The sequence below is a fragment of the Roseateles sp. DAIF2 genome, assembly GCF_015624425.1.
Lineage (GTDB): Bacteria > Pseudomonadota > Gammaproteobacteria > Burkholderiales > Burkholderiaceae_C > Kinneretia.
Window position 1 is genome coordinate 3,139,014 of the sequence record NZ_CP049919.1, and the last position, 11,945, is coordinate 3,150,958.

Annotated in this window: 12 protein-coding genes and 2 pseudogenes; 9 read left to right on the top strand and 5 right to left on the bottom strand. The window is 61.2% G+C overall.

Annotation, left to right across the window (positions count from 1 at the left end; translation table 11 throughout):
• Positions 1-26 precede the first annotated feature (26 nt).
• A complete protein-coding gene (locus G8A07_RS14375) occupies positions 27-1,037 on the top strand; it encodes an ABC transporter substrate-binding protein (RefSeq protein WP_195792733.1) in 1,011 nt (336 codons plus the stop codon).
• A 337-nt stretch (positions 1,038-1,374) separates the two neighbouring features.
• A pseudogene (locus G8A07_RS14380) lies at positions 1,375-1,784 on the top strand (integrase core domain-containing protein); the annotation flags it as partial.
• Here the strand turns inward: G8A07_RS14380 and G8A07_RS28285 are convergent.
• Both G8A07_RS28285 and G8A07_RS14390 read right to left on the bottom strand, forming a co-directional pair.
• A complete protein-coding gene (locus G8A07_RS28285; protein ID WP_195797778.1) occupies positions 1,781-1,894 on the bottom strand; it encodes an antitoxin Xre/MbcA/ParS toxin-binding domain-containing protein in 114 nt (37 codons plus the stop codon). The pseudogene G8A07_RS14380 and the gene G8A07_RS28285 overlap by 4 nt on opposite strands.
• A gap of 535 nt (positions 1,895-2,429) precedes the next feature.
• A complete protein-coding gene (locus tag G8A07_RS14390; RefSeq protein WP_195792734.1) occupies positions 2,430-3,449 on the bottom strand; it encodes a DNA-binding protein in 1,020 nt (339 codons plus the stop codon).
• 371 nt (positions 3,450-3,820) lie between these two features.
• Between G8A07_RS14390 and G8A07_RS14395 the strand changes: the two genes are divergently transcribed.
• Positions 3,821-5,164, top strand: a complete 1,344-nt coding sequence (locus G8A07_RS14395) for a hypothetical protein (protein WP_195792735.1) — start codon at positions 3,821-3,823, stop codon at positions 5,162-5,164.
• Entirely contained in the window at positions 5,157-5,480 is a 324-nt protein-coding gene (locus G8A07_RS14400) for a hypothetical protein (protein ID WP_195792736.1), read from the top strand. The genes G8A07_RS14395 and G8A07_RS14400 overlap by 8 nt, the downstream gene beginning before the upstream one ends.
• On the opposite strand, the gene G8A07_RS14405 is transcribed toward G8A07_RS14400, so the two are convergent.
• Entirely contained in the window at positions 5,470-5,841 is a 372-nt protein-coding gene (locus G8A07_RS14405; protein ID WP_195792737.1) for a hypothetical protein, read from the bottom strand. The two genes, G8A07_RS14400 and G8A07_RS14405, sit on opposite strands and share 11 nt — an antisense overlap.
• On the opposite strand from G8A07_RS14405, the gene G8A07_RS14410 reads away from it, so the two are divergent.
• The 3 genes and pseudogenes from G8A07_RS14410 to G8A07_RS14420 all read left to right on the top strand — a co-directional run.
• The gene (locus G8A07_RS14410) at positions 5,816-6,391 is read left to right on the top strand and encodes a hypothetical protein (protein WP_195792738.1); all 576 of its coding nucleotides are present in this window, start codon (positions 5,816-5,818) and stop codon (positions 6,389-6,391) included. The genes G8A07_RS14405 and G8A07_RS14410 overlap by 26 nt on opposite strands.
• Before the next feature lie 111 nt (positions 6,392-6,502).
• Entirely contained in the window at positions 6,503-7,477 is a 975-nt protein-coding gene (locus G8A07_RS14415; RefSeq protein WP_195792739.1) for a tyrosine-type recombinase/integrase, read from the top strand.
• A gap of 223 nt (positions 7,478-7,700) precedes the next feature.
• Positions 7,701-7,955 (top strand): annotated as a pseudogene (locus G8A07_RS14420) (alpha/beta hydrolase); the annotation flags it as partial.
• Positions 7,956-8,428: 473 nt separating this feature from the next.
• Here G8A07_RS14420 and G8A07_RS14425 read toward each other — a convergent pair.
• A complete protein-coding gene (locus G8A07_RS14425) occupies positions 8,429-9,340 on the bottom strand; it encodes a LysR family transcriptional regulator (protein ID WP_195792740.1) in 912 nt (303 codons plus the stop codon).
• A gap of 159 nt (positions 9,341-9,499) precedes the next feature.
• Here G8A07_RS14425 and G8A07_RS14430 point away from each other — a divergent pair, with 159 nt between their 5' ends.
• Together G8A07_RS14430 and G8A07_RS14435 are read left to right on the top strand one after the other, a co-directional pair.
• Complete coding sequence (locus tag G8A07_RS14430; RefSeq protein WP_195792741.1) at positions 9,500-10,384, top strand: NmrA family NAD(P)-binding protein; 885 nt, start codon at positions 9,500-9,502, stop codon at positions 10,382-10,384.
• Between the two features lie 14 nt (positions 10,385-10,398).
• Positions 10,399-10,971, top strand: a complete 573-nt coding sequence (locus G8A07_RS14435) for a flavodoxin family protein (RefSeq protein WP_195797779.1) — start codon at positions 10,399-10,401, stop codon at positions 10,969-10,971.
• A gap of 439 nt (positions 10,972-11,410) precedes the next feature.
• On the opposite strand, the gene G8A07_RS14440 is transcribed toward G8A07_RS14435, so the two are convergent.
• Positions 11,411-11,941 (bottom strand): nitrous oxide reductase accessory protein NosL, encoded by a 531-nt coding sequence (locus tag G8A07_RS14440; protein ID WP_195797780.1) that lies wholly within the window; start codon positions 11,939-11,941, stop codon positions 11,411-11,413.
• Positions 11,942-11,945: the final 4 nt, after the last annotated feature.

An 11,945-nucleotide genomic window follows, 5' to 3' on the forward strand; every position in this document is an offset into this window, starting at 1 on the left:
GCCACGTGATCACAAAGGAGACCTCGATGACGACTTTCACGTACAGGGCCGTCCTGGCGGCCATGCTTGTCGCGTCCGGTGCCAGCTTCGCCGCTGCAGACCGGCCCGTCATTGGCGTCACTCTCCCGCTGTCAGGGCCTCGCGCTGGCGCCGGACAAGACGCCCTGCGCGAGATCAACAAGAAGCTTGCTGGTCTGGTGGTCGACGTGGTGTCATTAGACGACGCCGACCATCCGGACGTCGCTCAGTCGAACTACAGGAAACTAGTCAACGAGAAAAACGTAGCTCTCGTGATCGGGCCGCTGACCAGCCTCGGTGCCACGGCAATCTCAAATGCCGACCTCAAGCGCCCTGTGTTGGCTTTGGCACAGGCGCCCACCGTGGATATGCTCAAGCAAGCACAGCAGAAGTCGGTTTTCATGTTCACTCAATCGCCCTCGCAGATCGCACAGCTCGGCAAGGCCTTGTCCACCAGCGAAAAGCTGTTGCTCACTGGCCAGGAAATCTACGCTGAAAAGTTGAGCGCATTGAGCAACGTCCTCGGCTCGCGTTCGACGCGAGGTCCTGATGTGACCGAGGAGAACATCGGAGACGTAGCCAAGGCTGCACGAAACACCAAGGCAACGCTCGTTTACATCGGAGCTGGGTCGGTGGCCGCGAGGGCGCTCAAACAACCACGGTCCAGCGATTCAAGGCTTGTGTTCATGTCACCACCTGATCCCAAGCTAGCGGCAAGCGCTGCAGCAGCGGTCGTAGCGGATTGGATCAAGAACAAAGATCTCACCGAAAAAGGGCTCAGAGCGGCCCTAAGTCGCTCGCCATACTTCGATGCGGCCAGCAGCTCGCTTGCCATGAGCTGGTCGGTAGACACGATCGGCAGGAAGCTGCTGGCTAGCGCGAGCACATCTAGTTCAAAGTGCACTTGCGCGTCCAAGGACGGGCAAGTCACACATGAAATCGAGTGCAAGGATCCGCCGGACAAGTGCAAGACGACCGAGCAAGAGACAGACTGCAGTTGCGAGTGCAAAAGCAAGTGACTCTCGTATGCGTCCGGCCAACCCAGCTTGAACGGCTTCTCGTTGGGAGCCAGGATGGTTCCCAGCAAACAAGTTAGGTGGACACGATGTCAGCCGCCGAGCCGGCCAGTCGCCAACGTCACGATGCAGAGATGAAGCATCAAGTCATCGCTACCTGTGCGGCGCCGAGCGCGTCCGTGGCCCAAGTGGCGACGCCAGACCTCTCACAGTGGCGATGGCCCTAAGCCCTCCTCATGCATTCGTACCCGTGTCGGTCGTTGCAGACGCGCCGGCATATACGCCACAACAGTCCATCGAGCTGGAACTGCAGCGAGGGCCGGTGCGGGTCCGAGTGGCCAAAGCGGCACCGTTTAAGGTCCGGACCCTCCTCACGGACAACGGCGCCGAGTTCACCGACCGACTCTTCGGCTCACGAGCGCGGCAGCCCAGCGGCGAACACGAATTCGATACACTGTGTGCTAGGCACTGGGCATCGAGCACCGCCTGACCAAGCCCAAGACGCCGCAGACCAACGGCATGGTCGAGCAGTTCAATGGCCGGCTGGAGCAGGTATTGCGCACACATCGCTTCAGCAGCGCCGAGGACCTGGCGACGACGCCGCACCGCTATGTGTGGCTCTACAACGCTCAGCTACTGCAGAAGGCGTTGGAGCGCGTGGCGCCGCTGCAGGCGCTCAAGCGATGGCCGCTGTCACGCCCCGATTTGTTCCTTCGGCAAGTGCGCAATCATCCGGCACCCGACAGTTAAGCCCCAGTCCCGTTAGCGATCCGGGTCAAGTAGTTCGCCACGCGATCGATCCCATCAAGGTCTGAAGTGAGGTCAATTGGGCGACGGCCAAGCCCAGGGGCCGGCGAAATGAGCCGCCCTGCAAGCTAGGTTTCCGGATCCTCGAAACTGCGCTCCCTCAAGATTGCCAATAGCTGCTCATAGCCCGGCGTTCGCGAGAACTCCTCTAGCCGCGCGAGCAATGAACGCTGCGTGGAGACGAAACTCTTGAGGGCCTCGGACATGACCGAATCATAGTGCCTACGTGAGGCAGAAGTTGCGCCTAGGCTAAGCGGATCATCGGTACATCTGAAGCTCGCGAGTCTAGCCGTCAGGATGCAATGCAGCGCGTGCGGGTATTGCGCCAGCGGTAGCTTGCTCTAGGACGCGGCAGAACCAGCTACCAACCTGCATCGACTGGGTGAACTTGAACAGCTCGGCTGGTGGGGCTGTATCCGCAGTCATTCATCTTTGACGGCCCGCAGCAGCATTGATGTTGCCAGCCCCGCGCCAGGCCGATCACCAAGGTTGCCCCGCACTGGCTGGTTCTGGTCAAGCCGCTTGTTTATCGGCACAGCCAAACAGGCGGATCGACCTAAACAAGCTCCGGGTCGTCGCTGCACTGATCTAGGTCGGCTGCATCTTTCCCGCTGACCTTTCGGCGCCTTCGCTGATGCGAGTCAGAACGTCCTGCATCACCCGGGCCTGGGCCTGGGCTGCTGCCTCGGCTGCTGCAAGTAGTCTCTCCAGCTCCAAGTTGCGCTGGCCGAGTTCGGACGCGCGAGCCAGCAGTGCCTGATTCTGCTGACTCGCCTGCGCAACCTGGCCACGCAGTTGCTCGACGACCTCCGTCTGCACAGCTAGTCGCTCCGCCGCGGGCTTCAGCTCGCGGAGCAAATCGTCGAGCTGACGCTTTTCGGCCCGGGCGCCGGTCAACTGAGCCAGTGCATCGGCCTTCTCCTGCAAGGCACTTCGGAGTTCGGTGTGCTTGGCCGTCAACGAAGCGGATCCGGTGCTGACCTCCTTCTGAAGGTACTGGATCTGCTGCTCGTGTTGGCGAGCTTCGCGATCGCGTTGCTCGCGGGAACTGGTGCGGAAGTGTTCCAAGGCCTCGCGCGCATGCGTGTGCTTCTCTTCCAGCGAGACTGCATGCGCCTGGGCGGCCGAAAGCTGATCCTGCAGCCCCTGTACTTGCGCACCGAGCTGCGCCGCTTGTTGACTGGATTCGAGCCGCAAGGCGGCAAGTTCAGCGTCCGCATGTTGGCGGGCGCTGCGTTCGCCCGCCAAATCAGACTGGCATCGAGCGAGCTCGGCGCGGCGGTTGCGCGCATCGTCCTGCGCTCGCTGCAACGCCTCCGCCGCGCGCTGAATCTGAGTCGCGTGGCCAGCCTGCAGCACGTTGAGTCGCTCTTGGGATTCGTACTCGAGCCGGCCAGCCAGGTTGGCGACCAGGGCTTGCAACTCCTCGCTGATCGAGGCTGCTGGGGCACCGCTGCTCCCTTCATCGGCTTCGATTTCCTTGATGTGCCGATAGATGGTGGCCTTCGAGCCGGTATTGCCGAGTTCAATGCGAATCGCGTCGATCGACGGATGCTTCCCTGCCTTGATCAGCGTCAGTCGAGCGCGCTGCACCTCGCTCTTGCTCACCCCTGGTCGTGCCATGTCTGCCACCGATTTTGTACGTGATACGTAATGCGGATGGTATGTATCATCAAACGAAAGTCAAGGGCGTCAAATTTCCAATTTTTTGGGATTAATTAATATGCTGTTATCAAATCTGATCAACTAAAAGTCGCTCTTGCCAGAGATTTTGGGTGCCACGCCATATCGGCCCAGCGATCTGCAGATTGCTGTCTCCTGGGTCGCTTCATCGGCATTGGGGGCCCGGGGTCGGTGGTCGAGCGCGGGTCGCAAAATCAGATAATGTGCGCTCGCGCACAGCGCGGTCCTAGGGAGGCTGTGCGCCAGCGGCGCCGGCCACGCCATATCAAGAATCGGTCCACCATGGGCCGCACTCCATGCATCCGGCCAAGTTCAACGTCTCTCTTTTCCTGCAGCAGAAACGCTGGAGAAAGCGCTGCTCCCGTCTACGCACCGCGATGCTTCGAAAGCGCGCACGCGCGCGTGCCGAGGAGCACCGCCTGATCCGGCTCACTTCGTTCGGCAAGCATTCGGTCCTGATCGATCTGCTGGCCAAGGTCCACACCAAGGCGCCGCCGTCTCAAGGCAGCCTGATTGAGCTGACAGTCCCCAAGACCTTCTCCATGTTGACGGAGCCTGCCTTGGCCATCAGCATGGTGGCAGCCTTCGCCAAGTCGATCCGAGGAATGCTCCCGCGAGCGATCAAGGTGGACATGAGCAAGGTCATTGAGCAGGACCTTGGCGCCCACGTTCTGCTGGACAAGCTGGTTGACGAAATCGACCAGGAGGCCAAGGCGAGTCTGCGCGAGATTCGCTGGAGCGGCAACTATCCCGAAAATCCGCCCATGGCTCGCTTCGTTCGGGCCATGGGCATCGTCAAGCAACTCGGGGTCGAACACGAATACCCTGGCCCCAGCGAGCAGGCCAAGCTCAAGATCTTCCAGCGCCATTGTCGGCACTACGTCGTTGCGATACGGCCGACCTCCGCCGACGATCGCAGCATCGCGGTGCAGCGCTTCGCCGAGCACATGGACAGCTGCCTGAAGAACGCCAAGCGACGGCTAACGCCGTTGGCGCGGGCCAAGCTCTGCGATTACGTTGGGGAGATCATCGACAACGCCATCCAGCATGCCGGGATGAACGACTGGACGATCCAGGGATACCTTGACACCAGTCTGGCCACCCCCATGTGCGAGATCGTGATCCTGAATTTCGGTAAATCGTTCGCCGAGACGCTGGAAGAGCTACCGTCAGATTCATACACGACGGAGCAGATTACTGGATATTTAGACAGACATGCAAAGGGCGGGTTCTTCAACCGAACTTGGAACCGAGAAGCCTTGTTGACGCTGATCGCACTTCAGGGCATGGTTTCGAGCAAGAATCGGTCAAAGGTTGATACACGTGGGCAAGGCACCGCTGACCTGATCGAGTTCTTCCAGAAGGTGCATGATGAGTGCAACGGCCACGCGGGCAGCGAGAAGGCTCGGATGTCTATCATCAGCGGTGGAACTCGGATCGTGTTTGATGGTACTTACCGTATCAAGCCGAACGAGAACCGCACGCGGATCATCGCTTTCAACGCACAGAACGATCTGTACAGTCCGCCGGACGCCAAGTACGTGACGTCTTTGCAGGGAACTCGGCTTCCGGGAACGTTGATCGCCATACAATTTCCACTCTCGGCGGGCAATACGACTGGCGAGGCAAAAAATGGATGAACACGTGATCGTCGACTTCAACAAGATCCAAGGACCGGTGTACACGGGGCGCGCCCGAGGCGAAGCTCTGCGTGCCCAGTACCAACTGGACCTGATGGACGACAAGAGTGCCCAGGTCGATGTCATCATCCCTGAGAACACCTACACCGTTAGTTCGTCCTTCTTCCTAGGCCTATTTGGCCCCAGCGTGGTCAAGGCTGGGTCGGTCGAGCTGTTCAAGCAACGCTTCCATTTCCGTGCGCCCGAGTTTATGTCGTCGATCATCGACGACCACGCCGCCAAGGCGCTGCAAGGTCGAACCCTGCTCAGCCACTGATGCGCGCAGCGATGGCGAGACCGCTGGTTGCGGTCGTTGTGGGCACGTCCTGCGTGATTGCCCATGGCGCGTCTTGGTCTGCGGCTTCGATCCCTACCTCCAGCTCGGCGCCCAGTGCGCAACCGTCTTCTAATACGGCATCACCCCAATCAGCATCACAGCCAACGCCAGTGGCCAGCGCAGCCGCATCGAACACCTCATTGCCAGCTGCAGCGGTCAGTGCGATCGGAACTCGGTCCGGCACGGTTAACGCCAGTGCCACAACTCCAGCACCAGCACCAGCGACGACGTCTTCGGCACCGGAACAATCGTCCAGTAGTTGGAGCGGGAAGGACGTGGGGACACTGATCATTGCGCTCATCGGCGCAGGCTTGTCCATCTTCAACCTGTGGTACACCCGGGCCAAAGATGCGCTGGCGCGTCGCGCATCGATCGAGGACGACTACTGGATGCGCAAGGTGATCGCGCCCACGGTCGTCGAGTCGATGTGCGCGAAGGCCGCGACCCTGATCGAGGAGCTTCCCGACCGGACTGCTCCGCAGGACGCTCAGGCCGCCTATTCGCAGAACGTGACCAAAATGACGGCCGCTATGAGCTCGCGCCTAGCCATGTTGCAACTCGTCGATACCGCCTTGCCGGCAACGGTGCGCGGACATCTGGAGGCCTTCGAGGACGTGCTGCTGGAGTACATGAATGCATTGGCTCAGGCGTCCGTCACCTTGGCACCAGGTGCGAATGTGGCGGCGACCATCCTCATAGCCAACCCTGCGCAAGCCCGCGATGACGCATGGCAAGTCCTGACGAAAGCACTCAAGGACATCGAGTACGCCCACGTGAACCGGCATATGCAGACGCCCAGCCTTGTTTCCTGGATGAAGGGCGTGTGGGCCAGAATGCCCTGGCGCAAGTAGCTGCCTGAATCAACGGCAGCGCGTTCGATACGAAGGGATAGGCCAAGCAACTGAGCGGGAAGGCCTCCTTAGCTCGCGCTCAAACGCAAGCGACAATCGTCCACGAACACCATGAGTACCGACGTCGAGCAGTACGTTCTCGCGGCAGATCGCGACAACACCGTGCGCAGCTACGCCGCGGCGATCCGTCATTTCGAGCAGGGCTGGAAAGGTTTGCTTCCAGCTACCGTTGACACTGTGTCAAGGTACTTGGTGGAGCATGCCACGCTCTACAAGATCAGCACACTGCGGCTGCACTTGGCCGCCCTCGCGCGGTGGCATACCGATCATGGTTTCGCCGATCCCACGCGATCGAATCTCGTGCACAAGGTGCTTCGAGGAATTCGGGCAAAGCACGCGATCCCACAGCGTCGAGCTCGACCGCTCCAACTCGACGTCCTAGAGCGTTCCTGCGATTGGCTGCTAGCGGCTCGCCGCTCTGCGCAAGAGCAAGGACGTCGGGTCGATGAGCTGCGTCATGCCCGCGACCGGTCTCTCTTGCTGCTGGGTTTCTGGAGGGCCTTTCGGGCCGATGAACTCGCCAACATGCGCATCGAGGAAATCCAGGCCGTCAGAGGCAAGGGCCTAACTTGCAGGCCAGGCCGAACTAAGACGACGGACGAGGACGACGACCGGGCATTTCATTGCCCAGCGCTGTCACGTCTGTGTCCAGTCGATGCCTTCTTGGACTGGATGGAACTGGGCGGGAGGATTTCGGGACCTGTCTTCCCCGGCATCGACCGCTGGGGGAACATCTCCGGTCAACACATGACTAGCCAAGCTGTGCTCCCACTCCTGCGCCGTATCTTGAAGGATGCGGGGATCGCGGAGGCCTCCACGTATTCGAGCCACTCGCTGCGCCGCGGATTTGCCGGCTGGGCCAGCGCCAACGGTTGGGAATTGAAGGAGCTGATGGAGCACGTCGGATGGCGCGATGCGAGTTCGGCGCTGCGCTACATCGATGTTCCTCAGGACACCGCACGGTCCAAGATCGAGCGCGCCCTGGCTGCAGCACCTTCGAGCCCTGCAAACACGCCGGAAGAGTGACGGAGGCGCTTGGAGCCGTGCGTCCGGAGCTGCCGCCAGATTCCTGCGGAGCGATTCCGCATCGGAGCTAGGTAGCGAATCGGGCAGTGGGCCAACGTCATGGTCACGCGAGCCAGGCGAAACGCCTAACGCATTGCCGTCACCGTCAAACCTTGGATCGGTCCACCGTGACTGAGGGATGCTGGTACGCGTGGACGCGCTGCGCGTGCAGCATCAGCACACCCGCGCCTGGCCGGTCTACCTGGTCGATCAGCCGCGCCGCGGACGCGCGGGCAACAGCACGGTGGCCGCCTCGCTCGCGCCGGCGCCCAACGACCAACTGTTCTTCGACCAGTTCCGCATCGGCAAGTGGCCGCGCTACTTAGACAACGTCCAGTTCGACCGCAAGCCGCAGACGCTGGAACAGTTCTTCCGCTCGGTCATGCCCAACACCGGTCCTTACGACGCCAACATCATTTCTCCAGCAGGCGCCGCGCTTCAGCGACGGGAATCTCGTAGGCCAGGTCGCCGTAGTGCGTGAACTGCCCCTGGTAGTTCAGGCCGGAGAAGCGCGCTCTAGCACCTTGATCAGGCGCGCACGCGTCTAGGGCGGATACGCTTGCGTATTCCAGTGGACGTGAGCATCCAGTTCAGCACGGTGAGCACGCGATCCAGTGCTCCCGAGCACCAGCGGCGGCCTCGCACGAGCGGCATCTTTGCAGCGGTTGCTGACGGTCGCAGTCAGCATCCGTGCGGCAGCAAGGTGCCCGAAGCGGAAGCTCGCGACCAACGACGGCGGACAGCACGGCAGCGGTTGCCGTCTTCCGAGGCAGGTTGCCAGGTTCACGATCCGGGACACGACGCCGTCATCGGCTTGCCTGTCGTCGTGCCGGCAGCGACGACCGTTGTCAGGGATGAAACAGCCATCGAAGCGGTCTGGCCGCCGCTCGCCTCGATCAAGCCGGAGGCAATTCAGATCGACAGTGTCTTCAACCTTTTGGGGATCTGCTCCACAAGAAATGCCATCAGTGCCCGAACTGTGGGGGATTGATGGCGCTGCATGGGGTAGATCAGATGGACTTTCAGCGGGGACATTTGCCAGCCTTCCAGCACCCTGACCAATTGACCTGATGCGACCAGCGGCGCAGCCTGGAACTCGGGCAGTACGGCGATTCCCAATCCGTCCAAGGCGGGAGCAATCAAGGCGTCGGAAGGGCCGATGACTAGACGTGAACGCAAAAGTCCTTTTGCGGTTCTGTTTCGCGAATGCAGTGTGATTTCTGCGGCTTCCCTCGACTGCAGAAGGCCAGCGTACGCGCTGAGTTCACCTGGATGCTGCGGCAACCCGTACTGGCTTGCATAGGCAGGGCTTGCAAATAGGGCTGGGCGTACGGTGCCGATGGCACGAGCCTTCAGGCTGGAATCGGCAAGTTCGCCAATGCGCACCGCCAGATCAATGCCTTCCTCGACGATGTTGACGTGGCGGTTACTGAGCCTGACATCCAGTTCCAGATGTTCGTGTTTGAAAAGGTACTCAGTCACCAGCGGAAGCAGCACGACTTTGCCAAATGTCGCTGACGCAGCCAGACGAACGCGACCACTTGGCGTTTGATCCTGAGAAAAAAGGTCCTGGGTGACGGCGTTCAGTTGATGGATCAGTGGACTTGTTCCGTCCAGCAGGCGTTGGCCAGCGTCGGTCAATGCGAAGGCTCGGGTATTGCGCTTGACGAGGCTGACCCCTGCTGCCGTCTCCATGCGCGCCAGGCGGCGCGACAAGGTTGATTTTGGAACATCCAGTTGGCGAGAAGCCCGTGAGAGGCTACCTGCCTCCGCGATCTTGATGAACCACTGGAGATCGTCGATCGAGTAGTTTTCATTGTTCATATTTGTGTACGCCGACGTCTACAGAACGAGTCTAGTTAAGCAAGGCTAAACCATAAATAGTTCAGCTTGTTGCCGGGTCGAGCGAGGACACATGGATCGCTTTCTTGCCTGGCCGCAGACCTGCTTCAACAAGCCATCGCATACTTTCAAGCAACTCAAATGACCATACTCGTTACCGGCAGCACGGGGCTCATCGGCTCACAAGTTGTGGCGCTTCTGGCCGCGCAAGGCGCAGACGTTCACGCCCTCACCAGAGCACCAGAAAGGCGACGGTTTCCACCGGGCGTCACGGCGGTCAAGGGGGACTTTCAGGATGTTGATTCGATGCGCGCTGCCATGGGTTGTGCAAGAACGCTTTTCTTGCTCAACACGGTGGCCGCAGACGAAGTCACCCACGCTCTGATTGCACTCAACCTGGCGCGCGAAGCAGGTATCGAGCGCATCGTCTACCTGTCTGTCATGCACAGCGACCGTTTCACCGAGGTTCCGCATTTCACTGGAAAGCACACGGTTGAACGCATGATCGAACAGCTTGGAATGCACGCGACCATTCTGCGTCCCGCTTACTTCATGCAGAACGACGATGCCTTGATTCAGTCCGATGTTCTGGAGCAGGGCGTGTATCCCATGCCTATCGGCAGTGCAGGCATTTCCATGGTGGACGCGCGCGACGTGGCGCAGGTTGCCGCACGACATCTGCAGCGCAGACATGCCGCAAGCGAACCCTTGCCAACGGAGGTTTTGGATGTCGTGGGGCCAACAGCGCTGTCGGGTGACACAGCCGCCGCTGTGTGGAGTGATGTGCTGGGCAAGACCGTCCAGTACGCAGGTGACGACATCGGGCCTTTTGAAGCGCGGTTCCGGAGCTTTGCACCCGCCTGGATGGCGTATGACATGCGGCTCATGATGGCGCGCATGCAGACGGATGGCGAGCTGGGCTCCGCTGGCGCAGTCGAGCGCATGCAGCAAGAACTAGGCACCTCGTTGCGGAGCTACCGCGACTACGCGCTGGAAACGGCTGGGCGCTGGAAGGCTGCCCAATGAAGGCGAAACACACCATGCCGTCCATTGTGGTTGTCTACCATTCCGGTTACGGCCATACCCGTCGATTGGCGCAGGCCGTCGCCCAAGGCGCTGAGGCCGAATTGCTGGAGATTGATGCGCAAGGCACTCTGCCTGAGTCCGCCTGGATGGGACTGGCTGCCGCGGATTTGATTGTGCTTGGCTCACCCACTTACATGGGCAGCGCGAGTTGGCAGTTCAAGAGATTTGCCGATGACTCTTCCGCGGCCTGGATGGCCCAGAAATGGAAAGACAAGCTCTTCGCGGGCTTCACCAACAGCGGAAGCATGAGCGGCGACAAGCTGTCCACTTTGCAGTTCTTCATGACATTTGCCATGCAACACAGCGGCCTATGGGTTGGCACCGGCATGATGCCCTCCAATACCAAGGCCGCCCTGCGCAACGACCTGAACTATGTGGGTTCTTCCTCCGGCGCGATGGCTACAACCCCGGTCGATGCGGGGGTTGACGAAGTGTTGGAAGGCGATATCGAGACGGCCAAGCGCTTTGGTGAAAGGCTTCGGGTTGTTGCGAAGCGCTACTCGCATGCGTCGCCTTCCATTGCGTAGCAGGGAACTCCGGGTGTTCGGGGCACGGGCTCAACTCATCACGACTGGCAATGATGTCTCGGCACAGCCGTCCCGGCGCATAGCGAGCAACGCGTTGCGGGAAAGAGGCAAGACTGGCTGGCGATTCAGGGAACTGCGCGTGGCCATTGTCGAACAGCACCTGCGCCGCCCACTCCTGCCGACGCGCCGGGAACATGCCGCAGACGGGGCAGCGCGCATGGGCTGGCACCACCCGCGCGGCAAATAGCAGCAGGCCGGACGGAGGGTCATAGGGGAAGCGCCGGCGCGGCGAAGCAGAGATCGTCGTGACCCGCGCGCGGCCCCGCCGACCCGCCGCTGTCAACGGGGGGATGCTGTGTCCAGGCGCCCAGCAGCCCACCGCCGCCAGCGGCAAGCAGCAGCACCAACGCGTCGCGGCGACGGTGGCTCGATCGCAGCATCACATCCGGCCATCGTGCAAAGCCCCACCGCTGAGGTCAACCATCTGCGGTGTCACTTCGGCATAGCGCAGCACGCGGCCGCCATGCTGCTGAGCGAAGCCCTGAGCATCGGCCTGGTTGCGGAAGCTGGCCAGGGTCGGGCCCATCGAGCCATGGCGCTTGCTGCCCAGCACGTAGAAGCCCTCGCGCGCATCGAACCAATGGCCGCGCGGCTGATCCCAGTCGGCCAGGCCCATGTCCTGCGTGAACACCGCGCGCACGGGGCGCACCTGCTCCGGCCGCAGCAGGGTACTGAACATCTCCACCGTATCGCAGTACCAATGCGGCCGCGGCTCGCCCTCGAAATGGATCTGCGCCTTCGGGCCGGGATAGTCGGCCAGCAGCATGCCATCCAGGTCGCAGGTGCTGGCCGGATCGATCTCGGCGGGGCGAATCGCCTCGCCCTGCTTCGGTCCGTCACTGCAGGCAGCCAGGCCTCCCAGCGGCAAGGTGGCGAGCAGGGCCAGCAGCCGCCGGCGGGTAGCCGACATATTG